Source organism: Bacillus sp. NEB1478 (assembly GCF_031582965.1).
Taxonomy (GTDB): domain Bacteria; phylum Bacillota; class Bacilli; order Bacillales; family Fictibacillaceae; genus Fictibacillus.
Genome location: NZ_CP134049.1, coordinates 1,417,058 through 1,439,618, shown reverse-complemented (window position 1 = coordinate 1,439,618; position 22,561 = coordinate 1,417,058). Strand labels below are relative to the sequence as shown.

At 34.7% G+C, this 22,561-nt stretch carries 24 protein-coding genes; 9 read left to right on the top strand and 15 right to left on the bottom strand.

The window, feature by feature from the left end:
* Window positions 1-516: 516 nt before the first annotated feature.
* Window positions 517-1,386: a LysR family transcriptional regulator gene (locus RGB74_RS06900; RefSeq protein WP_310762253.1), complete on the bottom strand. Its 870-nt coding sequence runs from the start codon at window positions 1,384-1,386 to the stop codon at window positions 517-519.
* A 122-nt stretch (window positions 1,387-1,508) separates the two neighbouring features.
* Between RGB74_RS06900 and RGB74_RS06895 the strand changes: the two genes are divergently transcribed.
* Window positions 1,509-2,771, top strand: coding sequence for a benzoate/H(+) symporter BenE family transporter (locus RGB74_RS06895; RefSeq protein WP_310762252.1), 1,263 nt, complete (start codon window positions 1,509-1,511; stop codon window positions 2,769-2,771).
* 692 nt (window positions 2,772-3,463) lie between these two features.
* Here RGB74_RS06895 and RGB74_RS06890 read toward each other — a convergent pair.
* The 4 genes from RGB74_RS06890 to RGB74_RS06875 form a co-directional block, all read right to left on the bottom strand.
* On the bottom strand, window positions 3,464-3,772 hold the full coding sequence (locus RGB74_RS06890; RefSeq protein WP_310762250.1) for a hypothetical protein: 309 nt from the start codon (window positions 3,770-3,772) through the stop codon (window positions 3,464-3,466).
* A 172-nt stretch (window positions 3,773-3,944) separates the two neighbouring features.
* Window positions 3,945-4,424 (bottom strand): hypothetical protein, encoded by a 480-nt coding sequence (locus tag RGB74_RS06885; RefSeq protein ID WP_310762249.1) that lies wholly within the window; start codon window positions 4,422-4,424, stop codon window positions 3,945-3,947.
* Window positions 4,425-4,508: 84 nt separating this feature from the next.
* Complete coding sequence (locus tag RGB74_RS06880) at window positions 4,509-5,066, bottom strand: GNAT family N-acetyltransferase (protein WP_256228087.1); 558 nt, start codon at window positions 5,064-5,066, stop codon at window positions 4,509-4,511.
* A gap of 436 nt (window positions 5,067-5,502) precedes the next feature.
* A complete protein-coding gene (locus tag RGB74_RS06875) occupies window positions 5,503-6,546 on the bottom strand; it encodes an aspartate-semialdehyde dehydrogenase (protein WP_310762248.1) in 1,044 nt (347 codons plus the stop codon).
* Window positions 6,547-6,776: 230 nt separating this feature from the next.
* Here RGB74_RS06875 and RGB74_RS06870 point away from each other — a divergent pair, with 230 nt between their 5' ends.
* Window positions 6,777-7,682, top strand: coding sequence for a LysR family transcriptional regulator (locus RGB74_RS06870; RefSeq protein WP_310762247.1), 906 nt, complete (start codon window positions 6,777-6,779; stop codon window positions 7,680-7,682).
* 560 nt (window positions 7,683-8,242) lie between these two features.
* Here RGB74_RS06870 and RGB74_RS06865 read toward each other — a convergent pair.
* The 7 genes from RGB74_RS06865 to RGB74_RS06835 form a co-directional block, all read right to left on the bottom strand.
* The gene (locus RGB74_RS06865; protein ID WP_310762246.1) at window positions 8,243-8,419 is read right to left on the bottom strand and encodes a hypothetical protein; all 177 of its coding nucleotides are present in this window, start codon (window positions 8,417-8,419) and stop codon (window positions 8,243-8,245) included.
* Window positions 8,420-8,725: 306 nt separating this feature from the next.
* Window positions 8,726-9,265 (bottom strand): AAA family ATPase, encoded by a 540-nt coding sequence (locus RGB74_RS06860; RefSeq protein WP_310762245.1) that lies wholly within the window; start codon window positions 9,263-9,265, stop codon window positions 8,726-8,728.
* 123 nt (window positions 9,266-9,388) lie between these two features.
* Window positions 9,389-10,174, bottom strand: coding sequence for an SDR family NAD(P)-dependent oxidoreductase (locus tag RGB74_RS06855; RefSeq protein WP_310762244.1), 786 nt, complete (start codon window positions 10,172-10,174; stop codon window positions 9,389-9,391).
* Between the two features lie 166 nt (window positions 10,175-10,340).
* The gene (gene plsY, locus RGB74_RS06850; protein WP_310762243.1) at window positions 10,341-10,913 is read right to left on the bottom strand and encodes a glycerol-3-phosphate 1-O-acyltransferase PlsY; all 573 of its coding nucleotides are present in this window, start codon (window positions 10,911-10,913) and stop codon (window positions 10,341-10,343) included.
* Window positions 10,914-11,541: 628 nt separating this feature from the next.
* On the bottom strand, window positions 11,542-12,204 hold the full coding sequence (locus RGB74_RS06845) for a Type 1 glutamine amidotransferase-like domain-containing protein (RefSeq protein ID WP_310762242.1): 663 nt from the start codon (window positions 12,202-12,204) through the stop codon (window positions 11,542-11,544).
* Window positions 12,205-12,617: 413 nt separating this feature from the next.
* Complete coding sequence (locus RGB74_RS06840; protein ID WP_310762241.1) at window positions 12,618-13,115, bottom strand: GyrI-like domain-containing protein; 498 nt, start codon at window positions 13,113-13,115, stop codon at window positions 12,618-12,620.
* Window positions 13,116-13,542: 427 nt separating this feature from the next.
* A complete protein-coding gene (locus tag RGB74_RS06835; protein ID WP_310762240.1) occupies window positions 13,543-13,914 on the bottom strand; it encodes a VOC family protein in 372 nt (123 codons plus the stop codon).
* Window positions 13,915-14,343: 429 nt separating this feature from the next.
* Here RGB74_RS06835 and RGB74_RS06830 point away from each other — a divergent pair, with 429 nt between their 5' ends.
* The gene (locus RGB74_RS06830) at window positions 14,344-15,384 is read left to right on the top strand and encodes a zinc-binding dehydrogenase (protein WP_310762239.1); all 1,041 of its coding nucleotides are present in this window, start codon (window positions 14,344-14,346) and stop codon (window positions 15,382-15,384) included.
* Window positions 15,385-15,445: 61 nt separating this feature from the next.
* On the opposite strand, the gene RGB74_RS06825 is transcribed toward RGB74_RS06830, so the two are convergent.
* The gene (locus RGB74_RS06825) at window positions 15,446-16,093 is read right to left on the bottom strand and encodes a cupin domain-containing protein (protein ID WP_310762238.1); all 648 of its coding nucleotides are present in this window, start codon (window positions 16,091-16,093) and stop codon (window positions 15,446-15,448) included.
* 273 nt (window positions 16,094-16,366) lie between these two features.
* Here RGB74_RS06825 and RGB74_RS06820 point away from each other — a divergent pair, with 273 nt between their 5' ends.
* From RGB74_RS06820 to RGB74_RS06810, 3 genes are all read left to right on the top strand, one after another.
* Window positions 16,367-16,909, top strand: coding sequence for a DinB family protein (locus tag RGB74_RS06820; RefSeq protein WP_310762237.1), 543 nt, complete (start codon window positions 16,367-16,369; stop codon window positions 16,907-16,909).
* 727 nt (window positions 16,910-17,636) lie between these two features.
* Window positions 17,637-18,146 (top strand): hypothetical protein, encoded by a 510-nt coding sequence (locus RGB74_RS06815; protein WP_310762236.1) that lies wholly within the window; start codon window positions 17,637-17,639, stop codon window positions 18,144-18,146.
* An 18-nt stretch (window positions 18,147-18,164) separates the two neighbouring features.
* Window positions 18,165-18,611 (top strand): DUF4304 domain-containing protein, encoded by a 447-nt coding sequence (locus tag RGB74_RS06810; protein WP_310762235.1) that lies wholly within the window; start codon window positions 18,165-18,167, stop codon window positions 18,609-18,611.
* A gap of 203 nt (window positions 18,612-18,814) precedes the next feature.
* Here RGB74_RS06810 and RGB74_RS06805 read toward each other — a convergent pair whose 3' ends face one another.
* Entirely contained in the window at window positions 18,815-19,297 is a 483-nt protein-coding gene (locus tag RGB74_RS06805) for a DinB family protein (protein ID WP_310762234.1), read from the bottom strand.
* A 32-nt stretch (window positions 19,298-19,329) separates the two neighbouring features.
* Window positions 19,330-19,944 carry a CGNR zinc finger domain-containing protein gene (locus RGB74_RS06800; RefSeq protein WP_310762233.1) on the bottom strand — a complete coding sequence of 205 codons (615 nt, stop codon included), beginning with the start codon at window positions 19,942-19,944 and terminating at the stop codon, window positions 19,330-19,332.
* Between the two features lie 124 nt (window positions 19,945-20,068).
* Here RGB74_RS06800 and RGB74_RS06795 point away from each other — a divergent pair, with 124 nt between their 5' ends.
* The 3 genes from RGB74_RS06795 to RGB74_RS06785 all read left to right on the top strand — a co-directional run bounded on the left by RGB74_RS06795 (window position 20,069) and on the right by RGB74_RS06785 (window position 22,556).
* A complete protein-coding gene (locus tag RGB74_RS06795; protein WP_310762232.1) occupies window positions 20,069-21,388 on the top strand; it encodes an MFS transporter in 1,320 nt (439 codons plus the stop codon).
* A gap of 197 nt (window positions 21,389-21,585) precedes the next feature.
* On the top strand, window positions 21,586-22,062 hold the full coding sequence (locus tag RGB74_RS06790; RefSeq protein WP_310762231.1) for a hypothetical protein: 477 nt from the start codon (window positions 21,586-21,588) through the stop codon (window positions 22,060-22,062).
* Complete coding sequence (locus RGB74_RS06785; RefSeq protein WP_310762230.1) at window positions 22,059-22,556, top strand: hypothetical protein; 498 nt, start codon at window positions 22,059-22,061, stop codon at window positions 22,554-22,556. Before RGB74_RS06790 ends, RGB74_RS06785 begins: the two co-directional genes overlap by 4 nt.
* Window positions 22,557-22,561: the final 5 nt, after the last annotated feature.

The window sequence follows — 22,561 nt, the reverse complement described above, 5'->3', positions numbered from 1 at the left end:
TTTAAAGGGATATCTTTCTGGTATATACAATATAAGTTTGTACTCATTCTTAGAGCTTTTTTCTTTTTTTCTATTTATTGAGTTTTCTTTTTAACTTTGGCTTTATCCAGAAAAGAAAGCGGTCATAATCTTTTTTTTGCAAGATGACTATCCAAATAAAAGCGAATATTTCCCACAGCACTCTACAAACAAGAAATGCAAGGCTAATGTAAGCCACCCAAGTTAATATAAATTCTATGGGGTCACCATTCATTACAACCCTCCTTTGTTTTTACTCGGTTCCAATATTCCCTCTTATATGTTTCTATGTTCTAAATAAACTTTTTATCTCTAGTTTTCTAAGCTCATACTTCAACTAACCTGCCTTTTAGGTGAATAAGAAGAGCTACTGAAACAGCTCTTTGGATCTTCAGCAAGCGCACCCGACCGTGGAATAACACGTTACAAAATTGCTTCGCTTTTTAATCCATGTTTCAACGTTGAAGTCTTTTACTTTTGAGTAAACAATTTTGGTGTCTAAAAAAGTTTTAAAAATTCTTTTGCTGCTTTTGATAAGTAACTATTCTTTCTCCAAATTACTTTGGGTTCAGATATTAAGGTCTGTTCCATTAGCTGAATGACTCTCAATCCTCCCAATGAATGGAGGGATAATAACGAGTGCGGTAAGATCGTTGCACCAAACCCCGATGAAACGAGACCAAGTAACATAATTAAATCCTGACATTCGCACAGTATATTTGGTTCTAAATCTAACCGTTGAAATTCATTAACAATTTGTCCATACGCACCCAAACCATAGTTTGGTCGCAGAAGAATCAATGGCAAATCGGTGATTTCCTCTAACCTGCATTGTTCCGATCCACTCCACGTCCATTTTTCAGGCAAAACAAGCACATATGGGTCACTTTCCAATGTCATTTGAGAGATGCTTTTTTCTGTTATTGGACTATTTGTTATCGCAATCTCAATCTGACGTTTAGATAACATTTTTATGAGATGAATCGTTTCACCTTCCCATACTTTGAAGGTAAGACCAGGATTTTTCTCACGAATATCTACCACCTTAGAAAGAATTAAAGATGCACAATAAAGATTGGATCCAACAGATAAAATCCCACTGGCGTCTTTCCTCATTTCTTGAACTTCAACCATTGTTTCATCAAGTTTATTTAAAAGTTCTTTTGCTCGAAGAAGTAATCTTTCTCCCTCCAAGGTTAAATTAAGACTTTTGTTATCTCGATCAAATAAAATGACGCCTAGCTCTTCTTCCATTTGTTTGAGTTGTTTGCTCAAAGGGGGTTGAGCCATATTTAATTTCTTTGCAGCGGTCGTGATCTTACCTTCTTCTGCTATAGTGACAAAGTATTTTAACTGTCGAATATCCAAGATGAAACCTCCATCATATCCAAAAGATATAGTAAAAAGATAAAACAGATATTTTAAGTATTAATAAATTGAGTATACACTAAGATGTAGTGTAATTCATAAGTTGAAGGAGTGTGACTTTGTTGTTCAAAAAAAATACCATACAATTTCCTAAGCTTTTATCGGTTGGGAATATATCGAATGGATTTGTGGCGTGGCTTTTTGGTTCAGCAGGACCATTATTAATTGTTTTACAAGCTGCTGCAAAAGGTCATTTGTCTGATAGCACAACCAGCTCATGGATTTTCGCCATTTATGGAATGGGAGGACTCCTAACGCTCATCGTCTCTTTATATTATGGGCAACCCATAGGATATGCCTTTTCAATACCTGGAGCCATTCTTGTCGGCTCAAGCTTAACCCATTATTCTTTCAACCAAGTGGTTGGTGCCTATATTATAACCGGGATCCTTATTTTTCTTTTAGGATTATCTGGCCTTGTTACAAAATTGATGAAGGTTTTGCCTATGCCGGTTATGATGGGGATGGTGTCAGGCGTCTTACTCCCTTTCGGAACTGAAATGATCGGCTCGGTTGTAAAAAATCCTTTACTCAACGGAATCCCGTTACTTGTCTTTCTTGCTCTTTCTTTTTTCTTGCGATTTTCAAAAAAGTTTCCGCCTATATTAGGAGCCATCATTGCAGCAATTCTTTGTCTTAAATTTTTGCCGAACGTTTTTGTACAGCATCTCCATATAACAATGGGCATTCCCCATTTTATCATCCCATCATTTAGTTTTTCCGTTGTAGGGGAACTTGTCATTCCGTTACTCTTAACGGTTATTGCCATTCAAAATGCCCAAGGGATTGCTATGTTAGAGACCCATGGCTATCGTCCACCGATCAATGCCATGACCAATTGGAGCGGAATCGGTACCATTATTAATGCTTTTTTTGGGGGCCACCCAGCCTGTATTGCAGGTCCCATGACGGGCTTACTTGTTAATAAAGAATCAGGCAAACTTGAACATAGGTATGTCGCTGCTATTGTATTAGGAGTATTATCCTGTCTATTTGCTCTATTCTCTCCAATAGCTTCGCAAATTCCACATGTCATTCCTGCCTCATTAATTCAATTACTAGGTGGCATCGCCATGATTAGTGTACTGGTTGACTCTTTGAAAATGAGTTTCTCTGGTCCCTTCAAATCAGGCGCCCTCTTTTCTTTTATAATCACAATCTCTGGGATCTCTATTCTCCATATCGGAGCGCCATTCTGGGGTCTGGTTGGAGGTACCTTGGCAACCGTATTCTTGGATAAACAAGATTTTTATATATCCGAATCAAGGGACCAGAACAATGAAACTAACTTGAGTGAAGCTCTTTACAAGGACAAAATTTCCTAACACCGTTTCTTTAGACCTCGGATACATCTCATGACACAATAAACGGACACCTAGACATAGTGCAATCTAGGTGTCATTTATTTCTTTGTGTAGAATAAAAACCTCATTTACTTATGATAAGGCTCCCCACTATTAATGCTAAACTACATCTTCAACAATCTGGTCCGTTTTTGGAATAAAACATAAAAAGTTTTATATTTAAATCTGAATCGGCACGAAAAAAAAGCACGCAGCTAATTTAGACATAAACCTTGGTATATCCCTTATACACCTAGGATTTTCAAAATTTATCCGATTGAACCTTCCATCTCGAACTTGATTAACGATGGCTTTCAAAACATATTTAACAGTTATAACAATCTTATTTTATTAAGGTTTTCATGGTCTTGATTTTTAAAATATTTCAATACTTTTCAAGTTCAGTTGGCATCAAGTTGGCACGAACACGAAATGGATTTGAGGTTCCAATGATGAACTTGTGTACGGAGCATATCTCACCCTTTTTTTCCTTTTTATAATTGTAAAAAAAGCTGATATTATCGCCTTTTAAATTTAAGGTTTTTTATAATGTATCATATCTTTTTAAATAATTTTGGTCCGATTTCGGTCTGGATTTTGGTCCAACTAAATTATAGGTAATTCTTCAACAATCGCACCTGATTGTTGAATAAGTGTTGTTTCAAATTTCACTATTATTTTAATTCTGTATTCTCTATTTGTTCTAAAAACCAAGGTTTTTTTCCTTTTTTTGAATACGAAGCGAAATACTCTTTATTATCCTCAATCAAGTTCCACACCATTTCCTCTTTTACAACAATCTTAAAAGTCTCGTCTTTTGTTTGGTTGTTGGGGTCATATGCATTTATCCAATATTCTTTGTAATCCTTGGAGTTTCCTTTTTCTACTACAATTAGGGATGAAGCAGTGGATGTAAAAATTTCCTCGCAAGATGTAAGCATTAAAGAAATTAATATTATAAGTAAACCTGAAAACCTTTTCAAAGAACACCTCCATAATAATTAGATAACAAGTCTTTGTTACACAATCCTGCTCGATTGCTTAATAAAAATCATTTCAAACTTAGCTCATCTATTTATTCTAATAAAAAAAGATACTTACCTATTTAAAGATAAGCACCCGTTGAAGACGCAATCCACAAAAAAGAACCAGCCGTTATCTGTTTGTATTATTCCGATATCTTTCAGGTATGGTTAAGTCTTTTCTTTCATCATCCCATGCTACGGAACTGATCTTCCAACCACTTGGAGTTTGAATAAACTGCATCGTTTTCATCCCCAACGTCTCGAATGAATCTCCATCCAACACTCCTGATTTTCGGTATAAGCTGAAACGGTGGGCGATATTACCAAAAATCTCTGTGATTTCGTTTATTTCTTCTTCTTTGAAATCAGTTAAGTGCCCTTCATTTAATAGTTTTTCACGCGGCTCGATAAATTGTTGAAGATTGTAAATGATGGGGATGGAATCCGTATTTTTGATGATCATCCCCTCTGGAATAAATAAATCATTGAGTACACGTACATTTGCTTTTTTTCCATTTTTGTTGGTAAATGCATTAAAGAATATATCAGTTAATCGATCTAAATTTATTTTTTGATTTGATAATTTATATGTGTTACTATCTAGTCCCAAAATATCCCCTCAAATCATCTAAAATATTTTCCTTTTTACTAATTTTATCTTTAATTTGATTATCATCGTATTTTGATGTAAAGGTTATAGGTCAGTAATTTTGCCGAAAAGTAATGCATCATAATACTTATCTTCAATAAAGTAGTTGTCTTTTAATCGCCCTTCACACTCAAAACTGTTCTTTTCAAGAATCCGTGCTGAACCTATATTTGCTGCAGATACAATTGCATGGATTTTATGAAGATTTAGTGATTTAAATGCAAAATCACTTATCAATTCAACAGCCTCTGTTCCATACCCCTTACCCCAATGATCTTTGTGTAATACATAACCAATTTCAGCTTTGTTTGCAACTTGGTCAAAATTGAAAACCATAGCTGTTCCGATAATTTCATTGGTTAATTTATGAACAATAGAGGAATATAAATGAGTACCTGCCGACTCACGTTCTAACATTAATTCAATGTACTCACGAGTTTCCCTCAAAGTATTCATTAATTTCCAACCAATAAATCGTGAAACTTCTTTATCTGACGCATAATCATGTATCTCATGAGCATCATCTAACTTTAAGGCTTTAAAGTAGATTTTTTCACCTTCCAATGAATGAAACTCCAATGTATGGGATAAACAAATATTCATCATCCTAGCCCCCTTTTATATATTCATATTTTCATATTGCCTATAATTCAGGAAAAATTTCTACGATCATTCCACATCCAAAATTATCAATTAAATCCTTATTTTTACTATATAGATTTAAAGTAATATTGGTCAAACAAAAAAATACCTAAAAAAAAGCAAAGCATGTATTCTATCATCTAAAAATAGAGATTGTACTTCTACTGGATTTAAAGAAGATGCATCTCCCGCCATATTAGAAGGTTTAAAAGAATCAACAGACACAGTGACCGCATTCTTCAAAAACTTCAAGTTTTGTTTGTTTTATGGTCCTTCAATTTTCATTTTTTTAAAATACAAGGATTCTTTTTATGCTATTCAAAAATGGATGCATTTCCTCATTGATGAAATGCACCTTAAATTTTTTCTATAACACATCAATCCTCATTTGAAGACATCAAATAATCCTTTTCTCCACCATTGTCTCTACAATCTGAACTGAATTCCAAGCTGCACCTTTTAATAAATTATCGGATACAATCCACAGGTGGAACCCTTTAGGATAGTCAGGATCTTTTCGAATTCTTCCAACAAACGTGTCTGTTTTCCCTGCTGCGTATAAAGGCATTGGATAAAGCTGTTCCCTCGGTTTATCCTGAAGAATAACACCTGGAGAAAAGGACAATACCTCTCTAATGTCTTTAACAGTAGCAGTTCTTCCCAACTCGATGTAAACAGATTCGGAATGACCGGATACAACTGGAACCCTGACGCAAGTAGCAGCCATCTTTAGAGCGGGGTCCTCCATAATTTTTTTAGTTTCTTGAATCATCTTTACCTCTTCAAATGTGTAACCGTTATCGGTAAACACATCTACTTGAGGCAATACATTAAACGCAATGGGATAATATTTTTTATCCTTCTTTGCAGGTAATATGCCGGCTTCTGCCTCATGACCCGCAAGCATTGCCCTTGCTTGTTCCTTTAATTCGTTGATTGCATGAATTCCTGACCCTGATACTGCTTGGTAAGTTGAGACAATAATTCGTTCTAAACCGAATGCTTTCCGGATCGGGTGGAGAACTGTTACCATTTGTAATGCGGAACAATTTGGAACAGCGATGATGCCTTTATGGTTAGTTAGAGTGTGGGCATTTACTTCTGGAACGACAAGAGGGACATCAGATGACATTCGATATTCACTCGTGTTATCAATCACAACAGCACCACTATCAACTGCGTAGTTTACTAATCGTTTTGACACTTCTCCTCCAGCACTGAAAAAGGCAATATCGACACCTTGAAAGCTTGTTGGCAATGCTTCTTGTATTGTGATTTCCCGTTCTTTAAAGGACAGTTTTTTACCAGCCGATCGCTTTGAGGAAAGAAGTGTAACTTCACTTATCTCAAATTTAGTTTCGTACTCTAGTAAGCTAAGGATTTTTTGTCCTACTGCACCCGTAGCCCCTACTACAGCTATATGATAACTCTTTTTACGCATAACATTCTCCTCCAATGCTCTTAAGTGGTTTGATTAATGATAACAATCACAAATTCTGACCATCTAATTCCTTTTTCATGTAAAAATCCGATTCCGAGCAGATGTAATAAAAAAGCGAAGAAATGCAATTTCCCTTCTCAGTTTGATTTTAATAAAATATTCATTATTTGAAAAATTGAAAAATATGATATAATCGTTCACAAATCGTGATACTAAAAAGAGGGTTATCTATGGAAATGAGACACGTGAAAACATTTTGTGCTGTCGTCAAATATGGAGGATTCTCAAAAGCAGCTCGCGCATTAGATTATGCACAATCTACAGTGACTGCCCATATTAAAACACTAGAGAACGATTTACATACTTCTCTCTTCGACCGATTAGGGAAAAAAGTTCTTCTCACGAAAGCAGGACACCATTTTCATCCTTATGCTTTAGAGTTGCTATCTATCTACAAAAAAGCACAAGAGATACCTCAAGATAGAAATTATCCTGAAGGAACCCTTACCATTACGTCCAATGAATCTTTGGCTGTTTATCGGTTACCACAATTATTACAAAAATATAAGCAGAAAAATGCTAAAGTAAATATTATTCTAGAGACAGCTACTAATGAACAAGCACTAAGAAAGTTGCGAGATGGTGAAGCAGATATTGCATTCTTGATCGGGGAACCTATGGAGTACGAAGAGTTTATTACAACAACATTATTTGATGAGTCATTCGGATGGGTTTTGCCCGTTGACTTTACACCTTTTGAAAATTCATCTAATTTCTTAAGAGAATACCAATTTATTTATACAGAGGAATGGTGTGGGTACAGAGCAATGGTGGATCGCTACTTACGTATGAGTGGACACTTTCCTGACAAAAAATTTGAAAGTTCAAGTATTGAAGTCATAAAGCAATCAGTCATGTGTGGGCTAGGTGTCGCGATCCTTCCTTATATTGTTGTAAAAGAGAATTCTAATAATAATCAATTAACATTTAAACCAATTGAAGCACCCCAATCCATAAAGAGTTATGCCATTTATCATAAGTTGAGATGGGTATCCCCTGTGTTGCAATCTTTTCTTTTGTTACTAGAAGAGCAAAAATGTCTATGGATGGATGAACAGGTTCATGGGAAAGAATGAAGATGGACGTTGGTTTTCATCCACATTTAAACTCATTATTTGCAAATTCAGCTTGTGAAGAAATTATGTTTCGGATATGAAATAAAAAACCGCAATTCAATTGTTAGTTTTTTCCAACATTTGAATTGCAATTTAAGTTGTCAGTAAATTTCAAAAAAGAGAGTAATTGAATAACTTATTTAAAAAGAACTTAAATCAAACTTAATAGCCTTGTTAGAAAATTCATTAACTAGATTTTAAGCAATAATTATTTTGTCTGATCACATCAAATAAAGTGCACGAAATAGTGCACAGACTTAATTTATTTCATTGAATTAAATTAACTACGATTTCCCTCAAACATATAACAAACCTTATAAAATCAGACTTATTTTAACTTAATTGTTCTTATTTAACTCAGTTTTCTTACTAGAATTCCTCTGGCAGCCAAAAGGTCAGCGGTTCGATCCCGCTAGTCTCCACCATACATAAGTCTATAAAACCGCCTGAATTATATTCTCAATTGCTTCCCTAATAACCTCTTTTGTAAATATTCTATCGTTTAACAGTTCTTGAGCCTGCTACAACTCGATTTTTCGTGTTGAGGCCATCACGAGAAACACCTCCCTATCTTTATCTCCTATGAATGTTGCTGCGATCTTAGCTCCATCCTTCGGTGACCTAACGATGTGGCTCTCTCCTTCCCTCACTTCTGCAATTACTTGCATGATCTGAAGAATTTCATAAAGTTTTTCCATTCTTGAACAGCTCCCTTCTTTGTTTGAAGGTGAACTAATCTTTGCGAAAAGAGCTGTCAAGGGACTTGAAGTTTGTGCAAGTTTTTTGGAGCACTAGCAAAAAAGTTCACAAAGTTTGCGAAGTGAAACGCAGCATCCTTTTACTGATCTGAAAGAGCAAATGATTACACTTAAGAGAACAAAGAGGAAAGAGATATCACTTTTTAAATTCCATTTAAAAAGTACCTCAAATGACTTAATTCTTGCATTTGATCTTCCACAATCGCACCCGATTGCTGAGGATAATTACCCCACTTAATTAGACAACTAGCCATTTTCTTTACTCACAGTCCTTCTTATTTCAGCATAAAGTTCATCAAGAGGTTGCGAGCCGTTGAGTTTTAATACAGGACTCTTTGATATTGTCATTTGATAGGATTGTTCTCCATATGTACCTGCCATCTTCTTATCTTCTTCTGACCAATAGGTTTTACACCATTCTAAAAAGTCATTTGTATACTCACCATTTTCATCTAGCCACATTTCACTATTCCGTTCGATTTCTCTGTTCCTTAATCGTTTCATACGGGCTTCTTCATCAAGTGAAAGAAAAACTAAAAGGTCACGGTTACTAAAACCTTCTGGACACCACATAAACACGGAACCAGACGCTATATAACTATCGTTAGAAAACATATCTCTTTGGTACATCTCAATCCGTTTCTCAATTGGATTATTTTCTAAAAAAGAATCATCTTTCCAAAGATAATTATCGGTATCTATCCACTTGATATTTTCCTTTTCACTGATATATTTTGCTAGAGTGCTTTTGCCAGTTCCTGATCCACCAATTATTTGGACTTTCATAAATACCCCCTTTCATACAGGTAGTTCTATTTATCTCTCAGTATCAATAGTTCTGTTCTAATTGAGCTTTATTAACTGTTTATTAAGCAATCCTGCTACGATTGTGGAATATCTCAAAATCTGCTACTCCGCGATTTCTCCACAGGTAACATTTGCAATAGCTCCAGTTATTGCACTAGCATAATCAGATGCCATTAAAACCGCTGTGTTAGCTACTTCGGCAAGCTTTGGCAGTCGTTTCAGCATTGTACTTTCGGCTATTCCGGCTTCAAATGCTTCACGAGTGATTCCGGCATTATTAGCATGATAGTTAAACACTTCATCTACCCCTGGGGCATCCGAGGAACCAGAAGATCTTAAACAGACAACACGAACACCTTTTGTGCCAACTTCAACTGCCAGTTGTCTGCAAAAACCCTCAATTGCCGCGCATGCTACACCAAATCCTCCTACATCACGACAAGGTTTTTTTGAAGCTTGTGCTGTGATGGCAAGAATGACTCCTGATTGGTTCTTAACCATATGACGTGCTGCAGCAGTTGCAGTTATAAAGTGTGCTTTTATCCCTTTTATTATGGGACGAGAATAATCTTCCAGATTCATTTCTACAAGTGGTAACCCTTGTATATCTTCTAAGCCAATTGCATTAAAAGATATATCTATGCTTCCTACATTTTTAAAAACTTCAATGAGATGTTCCTCAACCTGGTTTTCATTCAAAGCATCAATTTGAGCTATCTCTGCGAATCCTCCAGCATTAATAATTTCTTTTGCTATTTGTTGGAGAGTTTTTAAGGTCCTTCCAACCATGAAAACCTTCGCACCCTCTCTTGCAAATGCTCGGGCAACTGCGCCACCTATCGCACCGCTAGCTCCATATATTACAGCTGTCTTATTTTTTAGTATCAATTTATTACCTCCTTCACTTTTACACTGTTTATTATTTTATAGATTCGGTATGTAAGTTTTCTGACCTTTTTTACATTTTACAATTTCAATAGATTTTATATAAAAAAGTGCATATCTCCTTTTTAGAGAAATGCACCCGTTAACTTAATAAATATAATCAAAACTTTTAGACTATTTTGCTCTCTGTTCTGTTTAGAATTCTCTTTATATTTTGTCGATGAAGAATGACTATCGATACGCTTATTAGTAGAGAAAATCCTATGATAACTTTATCTTCAAATATTAGACTGTAAATAAATAACGTTATACCAGCCAACATTGAACTTAATGATACATACTTAGTAAATAACAATGTTAGTACAAACATAACAAACCCAACCAAAACACCTAAAGGTATCAAAAATAAAAAAACTCCCGTTGCTGTCGCAACAGCTTTGCCACCTTTAAAATTAGCAAATACAGAAAATATGTGTCCTAATATTGCCAATAAACCACAAACAATAGGGTTAATCGTAGAACTAAGTATTAGCGGAAGTAAACAAGCAAGTGTACCTTTTAATATATCAGCAATTGCAACAATTACTCCTGCTTTTATACCTAACACTCTATAAGTATTAGTTGCTCCAAGATTTCCACTACCATAATCACGAATATCTTTCTTATAAAATATTTTACCAACTATCAAAGCAAATGAAATTGAGCCTATTAAATAACTTAAAATCAGAGTTAAAATGTTCAAAGTGGTATTATCTCCTCACTTAGTTCGTTATTTTAAGTTTTCTATTTGTTGTATATTTTTTTCTAAAACCTTCTTGCGTTAAACTACTACTTTTCTTGAGTAAATGCTACTCATATATGTAGCAACCGAACTCGTTATTTTTAAGATTATAATATTACTTAAATATTTAAAATATAATTTACCCCATAAATGGATGTGAGTATGTAGATAAGGGTTAGTATCTGAAAAGTAAACTTAGATTTAATGCAAAATTTATAAGTTAAATAAGTCACTAAAGCTGATAGGAAAGGACTAATAGCAAAAACTGATGTATATAGGAAAGCCCCATAATCCATTGATTCAGCAACATAAATATTGGAAGAAATCCATAAAAAGAACATCCACCAACTGATTAAGGATGACATTGTAAAAATCAAATTTTTCATTGTTATACACCTATGTATTTTTACTTTCTTATTCCACAATACTGCACGTTTTGTTGTTCCATTAGAAAAGGCGTTAATCCTTATTAGATCAACGCACCAGTTAGCTTAAGTGAAACCTTCACAATATATTGATAAGAAACCTATACAATCCTCTCTAAATTGCAACACAATGAATTTCGCATACGTTTATCAGAGGAGAAATATCAAGGCGAAAATAGCTTCCAATGCCCTTCGGAGATAACTTCGACCTCTCCATCAATCACTTTAATGGCGGTATCATCGTTAATGGCATATGCCGGCCTCTTTATCTCGGCAGCCCATTGCTCTGCGGCTGCCATGGTGTTATCCGGCAGCATCTCATGATCAAGGTGTGGAAACATGGCAAAATCAACAAGATCAAGTGTTTTATCCTCACCGCTCGGTGGTGTCCAGCCAACGAAGATTTCTCCAATGTTAGGTGCCATCACCATGCTCCCGGCGCTCATTCCCACATAAACTGCGTGCAGAGACGGTAAGAGCTCTGCCAGCCCCGATTCTCGCATCCAGTGGTTTAGGTAGAGAGCGTCGCCGCCGGATACCAACAGGACGTCCGTTTCCTGTACCAGCGGCACCCAGCGATCCTTGTCAATGCTTGGCAGCGCAGTGAGCTCCAGCACGCCCACTGACTTCCAACCTAAATTAACCATGGGGTGCTCGGTATTCCCGCTGATGAACTTCCAAATATTCACGCCTGGTCCGCCCCCTCCGTACATCGCAGTGGGGATGCACAGTGCGGTGGAATCGGAGATCGGCTTGTCCAGCATATCAACTAGCGCGTCGTGTATGCTTTTGTTATTAACGCCTGCAGATGTGAGGAGAAATTTCATACAATCAACTCCTTGTCGTTTCTCATATAATGATCTTTACTTAATTAAAAAGATATTAGTTAATTTCTTAAATCTGCACCTTTGTTCAATAGTATTAAAAAAATGTGCAGATCTCTTTCTAAGAGAAACGCACCACATTGCTTAAAGAATGCCTAACTAACGCCACATTATGTTATTACACAAATTTGCACATAAGAACATCATCAATACATTATTTTAGACACTGGCATTTAAATCCTCATAAGTCATGATCTTTAAGAAACAAATTCGACATCCGTTTATGATAACCTTCTTCCACAATCCTGCTCTTTTGTTGAATAAGTTTCATAAAAAAGGCGTTAATCTCTCTTGGATCAACGCCCTGTTTACTGAATTTCAAAGCTCTATGAAAATTCTTTCTAGTGAATAAAAGGTCAATTGAAAATCTTGTTATTGACTATTTCACTCTCTTTGCTCGTAACGTTTGCGATACTACTAATTACAGGTATGAAAATCTCAACTTCTTCTCCTTCCTCAACTTGATGATACATCTCAATAAAATACGATTTCTGTGTTGGGTAATATCCGTTTTCTTTTGACCACTTTTGTAAAGAAGTGTAAAGATCGGATACAAACGTCATACTCCCTCTCGTTGAAACAAATTCACCTGATATTTCTATATATTCCATGCCAGTTGGCACTTCATCAATCTTATCCTTCACTAGGACCCCAACATAATAATGTCCTTCTTTATGATCCTCGCCTTTTTTCGGCTCAAAAAGCGAAACCTCTATCCCTAAGTGGTTCTTTATTTCATCAATTCTACTCATGAATCTTTGTGCATTCATTGGCACCTCACTTCCGAAGTTGCTGTAAACACCTTTGTTCTTCATCCCCACTACTTGAAACACTTTGTTTATTCTTTTATTCATAATCTATTAACCACCTCTTAAAAAAATATATATAATACTCCATTTCATCTTGCATTATTTATGATGTAATCATGTATAACTTTTTATATTTCGGGCTTAACTCACTCCATGCAACAAACAAATTTTGTCTTTGCAGTAAGATCCTCGTTAACTTCAAATATTTCTTCTTCACTATTTATATAGGTAAAAGTAATGCTAAATCTCTCTATTTACTTTTTCTTAGCTAGCATTTCCCACTTTCTTATAATAGTGTCATCCAATTTATTTCCCTCTCACAACCAATCATTGATTATTAATAATTATAATTAAAATGGTATTTTATTACTATGAAAATACCATGATATAGGCATGATAAGGTATATAAAAACATGCACTTCTCCATCATGAAGAAATGTTAATGAAATAAGGTAATTTATTTATGATAATCTTACCAGTGTACTTGAAGTTTATTACCATTTGGGTCATAAAAGTGGAAAAAGGCATGACCATTATCTTCTTTTATATCCTCGACCTTAACTTGATTATCAATTAAGTGTTGATGAAATTTAGATAATTCTGGACTTGTAAAGCCAATGCTAAATTCTTGTTCATTATCAATTGTAAAGTGTGCAAATGTTTCATCTTCGGTAGGAACTAAGATAAGTAAGAAAGGTCCTTCATTTACTTTTAAAATTGCAAGTTCCTCAGTATTGTTTAGTAACTGGAGCCCTAATACATCTCTATACCATTGTGCAGACTGTTCTAAATCTTTTACAGGAATTCTAATATAATGTACTTGTTCAATGAATGATTTACTCATATTTACCTCTCCTTAATTTAATCTGGTGTATCAAGTTATTCCCGATTTATACACCTATCCCTTTCCAATTTATTAAATTAACCTGCCTCGTTTGTTGAATAACTTACAAATTCAAGTTGTACATGTTCAAATCCTTTCTTACTCCCAATCTGGCCCGTTTGTTGAATAACTTAATATGTAAGAGTTTAACTACAAAATTATTAATGTGGATCTATTATGTAAAAAACAAAAACCCCAATCATATATTTTTCCTTACATAAATCATTGCACTACTCGTCAACCTCCTCTTTCTATATTTCATCATTTTAATATCTATTCAAATATTTTCATAATGACCCTGAAAGCGAGCACTTATGTGGTTAATTAGGTTAAATTTGAGTACACTATCAGACAGTTGTTGAAATAAAGAACTAGAAAGATGGTGTCTATATGAGAGCAGTTCAAGTGACTGGATACGGAGATGTTGACAAATTAGAAATAGTAGAAAAACCAATCCCAGAACCCAAGAGTAATGAAGTCCTTATTAAAATAAAGGCTTGTGCCATTAATAATACGGAAATTTGGATGAGAGAAGGAGCCTATGGCACCGATACGAAATCCGGCTGGAAACCAGAAGGTGTAAAATTCCCAAGGATTCCTGGTTCAGATATCACAGGTCGTGTTGTAAAAATAGGAAGCCAAGTAAATGAAAGCATGCAAGGGAAGGATGTCGTTCTTTTCCCGTTTACATCAAGTGGTGTTGAAGGTTCTGAACATATCTCAGAAGATATGTCCTTTATTGGATCGGAATATGACGGAGGATATGCAGAATATGTAGTATGGCCCGCAGATCTTTGTTATGACATGCCTCTTCCGGACTACATAGAAAGCGCTGCTTTTTCGGTCAGTGGATTGACTGCTTGGCATATGGTAAAGCAAATTGAAGCTGCTCCAACTGATACAATTATGGTGACTGGTGCTAATGGTGGCGTCGGGTCTTTAAATGTTCAAATGGCTTCCAAAGTATTTGGTGCTAAGGTTATTGCAATTGTTGGAGATTTAGCTTTAGAGGAAAAAATGAAAGATTTGGGAGCTGCACATGTACTGTCCTATAAGTCAATTCACCTTGCCGATGAAATAATAAAAGTAAATGGCGGACCTATTGATTCAGTGTTAGATGTGGTAGGTGATGCTTTGTTTTCAACTTCTCTTCAAGTTTTGAAAAATGGAGGTAAATATTGTACCTCCGGATCTGCAGGTGGCCAGAAAACCGAACTTGATATACGTACACTATACTTAAAACACATTACTCTATATGGATCAGTTTTAGGTACAAGATATGAATTCAAAGAAATGCTTGATGCTATTTCTAAAGGAAAAATTACGCCAGTCATCGAAAGAACTTTTCCTCTGGAACAAGCAAGAGAAGCTCAAACCTATTTTAAAAATGCAGGAAAACTAGGAAAAATTGTCTTACTGCCTGAAGAATAATAGTAATATTTTCTGTTAACAATCATGGTTTTCCTATGTCAGCAACTGCATTTTGTTTATCTTAACCCCAATAATACCTATACTGATGAATGTATGGAGTTTGTGGGTATTGTTGAATATATTGGATCTTTTGATACTGTTGAGCAACATTTGATTGAGGAGTATTTTCATAGATTCGGTTACAGTCCGTGTATGGCCCTATATATGTTGAGGGTTTTACAGGTGCGATTGCCTGTTTCCATTGATTTTCGTCAAGACAATACGTATGCGCCATGACATTTGCAGGGGTGAATTTTAGGATATCAGAACCTAAAATCACTTCTGGAGTAGGTGCATCAAAAATAGCTAAAAGATGAGTGTTATCCTGTAATGCAATTTCATAATGCCACCAACCTTGTGGAACATTTGCCACTTGTCCAGGTGTAATTTTGAAATTGAGTAATTGTCTTGTAAAAGGATTCAATATCGATACAAGAACAGAACCCGAAATACAATACACTAACTCTGCTGCATTTTGGTGATAGTGAGGTTCTACAACATTATTAGTACTAAGGAATATATCTAGCAGAGACACATTTTCCAGGGTGTTCAACTGCTTAATACCCAATACGTTTATATAATTCTCGCTATCTTTTATGAACAAAGGACTTTTATTTACATCAAAAGTATATTGAGTTGCAGGAGATGTATAATCCATATAAGAAACCATAAATTCTTCACCTCATGAATTAGGGATAAAACAAACTTTGTCATAACATGTTATGCATTTACAAAAAATTCGGTGTGTACGGGAATATTTTTAATTGAAGATTCAAAGAGCTGTTTACGCAGCTCTTTTTTTGTTGAACTCCTTTAAGTTTATGAAGGTATTTACTGGAAGTTACAGAAGAAGTAATTCAAATAAAATCTTTAGTGAATACCGACTTAGCTCTAGCCTTAATTTTATGTAATGAAAAAATAAGTAAAATGGAGGTAAATTAATATGACACATCCAGCATTAGAAATGTATGATTTTCACGTATGGGCAAATGGTGTGATCATTGATCGATTAAAAGAACTTCCAGAGGAAATTTATCATAAAGAAATTCAGAGTGGCTTCTCTTCCGTATCTCAGGTTTTGTCTCACATTTATCTCACAGATTATGCTTGGTTTGAAATTATCCAAGGTAAAAGTATGAATGAAGCAATGGAAACCACGAATCAAATGAAAAACGAAGTGGAACAAAAAAGTATTAATGAAATGAAAGAGATATTTGTAAATCTATCCGAACGATACAAAAAAGTTCTGAGCAGTCAAATGAATATGGAATTGTTGTTGGTCGTGGATAATCCTTATGCCGGAAAACTTGAAACTTCTATATCTAAAACTTTAATCCACGTTGTCACTCACGGTTCATACCACCGTGGCAATATAGCCACTTTACTCCGGCAAATGGGTCAAACTTCTGTTATGCAAGATTATGGACTTTATCTCTATTCCAAAGGAAGCAAAATAAATGTTGGAAGTGCTAATAAGCCATCATAAACTTGGAAGAAATGAATGATCAGTAATGAAGACAAATAACAATGATTCTGCTGCCATATCAGGCGGCTTTTCTATTGAACTAAATAGAAGGATTGTTGAAGAATTTTATTTATAGCCGTAAAAGAAAAGGATATTTTTTGAAAAAACACCATAAGATTTATTAGAATAGGAACTTTCTTGAAGGGAGTCGAACATTTATTAATGGCATAAAATTTATGATTAAACAATTTCTAAAAGAGCCTTTGTGGTTTAAAATACTAATCTCTTCATCTTTGCTTTTTTCAATTATCTTTAGCAGTTCCTTTTTATCGGATAATGCTTATTATCAAAGCATTTCCAAATTAGCTGCTGCTATCTTTTTCTTTTCTTATGGTATTAGAATGAGGAAAAGCCTTCTAACTTCTGTAATCTTATATACTTCAGCAATTATCTGTATCTATCTATCCGTCCAGGCATTACGTTAGTAAATATATTAACCTTCAAAATGATATAAATAAAAAGGGACAAAAAGGAATAGACCAAAAATAAAAAGAAGAAAATGAATAAACTAACTAAGTTTTATTTGAACAAGGATTCAATTTATTCAAAGGTGCGTTTCTCCAAAAAGGAGATGTGCACCTTTTTATGGAATTAAAAGGCAGGATTGTTGAATAAAAATGAACAAAAGCAAAATAAAAACCCTTAAAATATTGCAGCTTTTATAATAGAGAGGAAATATTTTGTAAATATGCATAGTCGAGTTTTCAAGAACAGCTCGTTCTTACTTTTTGTTTCAATTTTACTTCTATTAACAAGTTGTTCTCTTTTCCAAAATAAAAGGGCAATCGTTGCCGATACAGCTAGCACAGATTTATTTGAAGAAAATATTGATGGAATCGCTTTAGGAACGAACATAAAAACAAGTACATTTATTAAAGTACATAAGATTGAAAACGATAATTCAAATTCCTATAATCTTGTAAATGATAAGTACCATATATTAACTAATAATAAAGATGAGATAACTTTTATCGAAGGAGATGAAAAAATAAAAACTGGAAAAGGAGTTAAGCACGGAGACTCGATTAACCAAGTAATTAAAAAATATGGTAAAAACTATTATGAATATACTCTACAAGGAGTTAAAACTATAGGTTACGTTGACCATAAAAACAAATGTAAAATTGACTTTTGGTTTGTTGACGATAAAGTAATTGATATAAACTTATCGAATGAAGATGTTGATCCTTATCTTTAGAGGTTGGAGGAGTTATTTTTGTCTGCAGAACGAGATTTAATGATAAAATCCTTGCAACAAATTGTTATTCCATCCTTAAGAGAACGAGGGTTTAAAGGTTCATTCCCTCACTTTTATAGAATATTGAATGACCGAACGGATTTACTGATGTTTCAATTTAGTATGTATGACGGTGTCTTATACGTTGAAATCTCCAAATGTTCTGCTGAAGGCTATACAGAAGAAATCTCTGGAAAACATATCCCCTCTAATAAGATAAAGGTTTATCAAATAGGTGGTGGTTCTCCATTTAATAGAACTCGTATTGGGAAAGATACAGGTAATACTTTTGAATTCAATGAAATTAATACCGATGAAGTAGCTCGAAAAATCTTTTATACTTTGAGAGAAGCAGAAGATTGGTGGAGTTTATATCCCAACTGGTGGAACAATAAGGCTTTTGATTTCCACAATCGGGAGCTTTAATAGAATAAAAATAAAAAACGACCAGATTAATGTCTGGGCGTTTTAATGTTGCTTACAATCGAATTATAGTTTTATTTCATATACTAATTCGTATACGAGTAATACTTTTTTTGTTTTCTGTACACCAAAAGAGAACTGTTATGAAGCTAGCTCTCTTCTCTATTTGTTTAAATGTATCTTTTCAGGCTCGTATAGGAAAGTTGTTAAAATGATCGAGAAGCTACCCAAGATCCCTGTAATTTTCTAATTTGTATGATCTGGCCGGTATGATAAGCGTCGTGAAGAATAATACTCGAAATCATTTTTGCTGTTGCAGTACCATTTCTTTCATGCGATAAATCATTCTCCGTTAATTCGCCTACAACCTTTTGTAATTGACGATGAACCTGCTCCATTTTACTATGGAATTCTTTCCAGCTTTTTTCGTCATTACCTGAGACAAAGGTTTCATCATTATTTTGTACATTAGTTGTTGTAGTTTTACCTTCCAGCCTATTTAACAATCGTTCCTTATAATAATGGAGATGGCTTGCCGTTTCCCAGATACTGTTTGCTGCAATCCCTTCAGGCTTCCAATTCGCTTCATCCACTGTCAAACCTTCTAATGCATCTTTAAGAGGCGGATACCAATCTTCCTGATCAAAAACATTTTCCAGTTCCTTATTCAGTAATTCACTAATATTCACAACTATTTCCTCCCTTAGCATTGAAATACATTTTATTTTTTCTTTTTTTGATAATGTCTTCTTGCTTTCGCTCGGTTCCCGCAGTCTTCCATCGAACACCATCTTCTGCTGTGGTTTCGAGATGTGTCCAGAAACAGCCAACCGCATCCTCCGCCCTCGCATTCTTTTAATTTACCGATCTCGTTAGATACTAAAAAATCAGCAGCTGACTTAACGATTACCCATAACATGGAATCAAGCTCAAGTGTTTCTTTAAATTGGTACACATATTGATCTTTATCCATTCCGAGTTCAATAAATTGGTTTGCACGTTTGCAGAAGTTATTTAATAGTAATAGATCTTCATTTGAACATGGTTTCCTAGTTAGCACATCACGGAAAATCCTAAAAATAGCCTCTCTAATAAGGATTGCATCATTGTAGACTTTGGATGCTGCTTCAGGAAATTCCTTTGCTTTATTCAATAAAAGTTGTTCTTTTTCTTCTGAAAGAATTCCAGCCATTTTGCTCCAAATCACCACGTCTTCGTAGCTTTTAATCCACTCACTCGGATTTTCTCCGGTATGCCAGCCAACAGTATTAGTAAAATCAAGACAAATTCGATCGCGTAAAATATTTAAATTCACCAAATGGGTACTCGTTTCCATCATTCACACCTCCTTCACTTCATATTATAACCACTAAAATATAAAATTGACAGTTATAATTATGCATCGTATGATATAACCATCTAAAATAAGTTATGAAGGTTATATAAGGAGGATGAGATAAATGTCTATCTCACTAAAAGAGGAAGTTCCATTAAATTCTGATTCCCTTCAATTCATTGAAAATAAAAGACTGAGTGATTTTGGTAAGCTTTGGGTCGGGGAAACCATCTCTCTATTTGGTTCGCAAATCTCTAATGTTGCTTTTCCGCTCACAGCTGTAGGAATATTGAATGCAACGTCAAAGGAATTAGGAATTTTAAACGCATTAGCATTCTCCCCATTTTTGTTATTTACATTATTTGCGGGCTTATATGCTGACCGGTCGATCAAGAAGACCACCCTCATCACAGCAAACTTTGGGAGAGCCTTTCTTTTACTTTTGATCCCTATTGCTTACTACTTTAATTATCTCTCGATTGAGTTAATGTATATCATTACATTTTTAGCAGGTATATTTACCGTTTTTTTTGATGCCACATTCCAATCATACATACCTTCGCTTGTACCAAATGAACATCTAGTAAAGGCAAATGCGAAATTAATTGCGAGTTCCTCAACAGCAACAGTCGCCGGCCAAGGGATTGGAGGGTATCTTGTACAATTATTTGGTTCGGTACTAACCATCTTTATCGATGCGGTTTCCTATATGATTTCTGCATTTTGTTTAATCTTTATAAAAAAGGAAGAGAATCGTCCAGATACTGCGGATTCAAAACTTCAAATAAAAGCAAATCTATCAGAAGGTTTTCAGGTTATCTTTAAAAACCCTTATATCAGGCCTATTGTGTTTGAGGCAGCCAATTATAACTTTTTCTCCCAAATCATCATGACCATTATTTTGATTTATGCAAAAATTGAGTTGCACCTAAGTGCGGGTGTAATCGGATTGTTTTTCTCATGCGGTGGAGTTGGGGCCATTATAGGTTCTCTGTCTACAGAAAAAGTTTCACGAAGGATAGGGATAGGACCTGCTACTATTGTGTCTATGATTTTAGCATGTACAGGGCCTCTGCTGATCCCCTTTGCCTATGGTTCTCCGGTTATGATCAGCTCGATGATCATGATGGGGTTCTTTTTAAATGGGATAGGGCTCGGTCTTTCCAATGTTACATGTACAACAATAAGGCAGACTCTTATACCTTCTGTTTTACTAGGTCGCGCCCTTTCTTGCTCAAGATTATCAACATGGGGAACGATACCACTTGGTGCATTATCGGGAGGCTATTTGGGAGAGTATCTTGGATTACAAGAAACATTGTTTATCGGAGCTGTTGGATTATCATTTGCTCCGTTATGGGTCGTTTTTTCCCCATTATGGAAACTAAAAATTGTGAGTCAAACTAGGGATGAAAGTAGTTCATACACTTCAAGCAGTTTATAGTATCTCTGAATTGCTGTTTCTCTGCATCCATCCCTCATTTACATGATGATATTTCTAGGTTGTCTGGGGAATAGTTGGTTGCTATGTTTGATAATAATTTTATTTTTAGCACAAGATAGTTAGAAATAACTTTTTTCATTTTCTTTCTTTTTGTATGTAAATGAAGAAAAGCAAAATAAAAAAAGGAGTTTTCTTACATGATTTTACTGATGTATATCGTTATAAATGTAGTGGCTATCATATTTTTTACTAAAACAAAAAATAATTTGCATATTCTTGAAATCATAGTGTATTGGCTAATAGGGTCTTATCTCTTTCAAAACTATTCAGCACTTTGTTATATGAATTTTAAAACTTTAATTATCCCTGACAAACTTACTTATGAATTAACGCATTTTATCAACCGCATCGTTCTTTATCCTTTGATCATGGTTTCTTTCCTTCGTCTTAATCAATTCATGAACACTACTTATAAGAAAATTTTATCAATAATAAGCTGCACGTTGATTTTAACAGGGTTAGAATGGATAGAAGATTTTCTGGGTGTATTGGTTCATGTCCACTGGCAGATCTGGTGGTCATTCTCTTTTTGGTTGACAACTCTATGTGTTTTATTAGGATGCATGAAACTGTTTAGAAAAAGCCTTTATAAAAAATGGAGAGCATACTCATGAACGTTTCGTTTGATTGGAATGAATGGTTTTTTATCCTAACAACCACTATCGTTTTTGCTTTGTTTTTATTTATCCGTAATTACTTTCATTCTGTTATCGTCATTATGATTTGGGTTTATAATGTCGTATATGTTTCAACGATTGATTATTTTCTTCTTGCTACTCCCTTTAAGCTATATTTTTTTGGCGATAATCGAACCTACGAACTCTCTGGCGCACTTTTTCATTTATTTATGTATCCATGTGCCTCTCTGATCTTTTTATTTGCCTATGATAGATGGGAATTATATGGACAAAAAACGATTTGGTACATTTTGTTCTGGACTGGTTTTTCAATTTTCTTTGAATGGCTCTGTATAAAAAACGATGTCCTCACCTATACAGGATGGAAAATTTATTATTCCATACCAACCTATCCAATATCCGCCTTATTTTTGATCATCCTTTATCGTTTTATTAAAAATCGACTCCAAGAATTGCATTCAGGAATTTAAAATCG

Bases quoted from the DNA above. Each gene is read 5' to 3' on its own strand.
- RGB74_RS06880 (WP_256228087.1), bottom strand. From the start codon at position 5,066: ATGAATATTTGTTTATCCCATACATTGGAGTTTCATTCATTGGAAGGT.
- RGB74_RS06875 (WP_310762248.1), bottom strand. From the start codon at position 6,546: ATGCGTAAAAAGAGTTATCATATAGCTGTAGTAGGGGCTACGGGTGCA.
- RGB74_RS06870 (WP_310762247.1), top strand. From the start codon at position 6,777: ATGGAAATGAGACACGTGAAAACATTTTGTGCTGTCGTCAAATATGGA.
- RGB74_RS06865 (WP_310762246.1), bottom strand. From the start codon at position 8,419: ATGGAAAAACTTTATGAAATTCTTCAGATCATGCAAGTAATTGCAGAA.
- RGB74_RS06860 (WP_310762245.1), bottom strand. From the start codon at position 9,265: ATGAAAGTCCAAATAATTGGTGGATCAGGAACTGGCAAAAGCACTCTA.
- RGB74_RS06845 (WP_310762242.1), bottom strand. From the start codon at position 12,204: ATGAAATTTCTCCTCACATCTGCAGGCGTTAATAACAAAAGCATACAC.
- RGB74_RS06840 (WP_310762241.1), bottom strand. From the start codon at position 13,115: ATGAATAAAAGAATAAACAAAGTGTTTCAAGTAGTGGGGATGAAGAAC.
- RGB74_RS06835 (WP_310762240.1), bottom strand. From the start codon at position 13,914: ATGAGTAAATCATTCATTGAACAAGTACATTATATTAGAATTCCTGTA.
- RGB74_RS06830 (WP_310762239.1), top strand. From the start codon at position 14,344: ATGAGAGCAGTTCAAGTGACTGGATACGGAGATGTTGACAAATTAGAA.
- RGB74_RS06825 (WP_310762238.1), bottom strand. From the start codon at position 16,093: ATGGTTTCTTATATGGATTATACATCTCCTGCAACTCAATATACTTTT.
- RGB74_RS06820 (WP_310762237.1), top strand. From the start codon at position 16,367: ATGACACATCCAGCATTAGAAATGTATGATTTTCACGTATGGGCAAAT.
- RGB74_RS06815 (WP_310762236.1), top strand. From the start codon at position 17,637: ATGCATAGTCGAGTTTTCAAGAACAGCTCGTTCTTACTTTTTGTTTCA.
- RGB74_RS06800 (WP_310762233.1), bottom strand. From the start codon at position 19,944: ATGGAAACGAGTACCCATTTGGTGAATTTAAATATTTTACGCGATCGA.
- RGB74_RS06795 (WP_310762232.1), top strand. From the start codon at position 20,069: ATGTCTATCTCACTAAAAGAGGAAGTTCCATTAAATTCTGATTCCCTT.
- RGB74_RS06790 (WP_310762231.1), top strand. From the start codon at position 21,586: ATGATTTTACTGATGTATATCGTTATAAATGTAGTGGCTATCATATTT.
- RGB74_RS06785 (WP_310762230.1), top strand. From the start codon at position 22,059: ATGAACGTTTCGTTTGATTGGAATGAATGGTTTTTTATCCTAACAACC.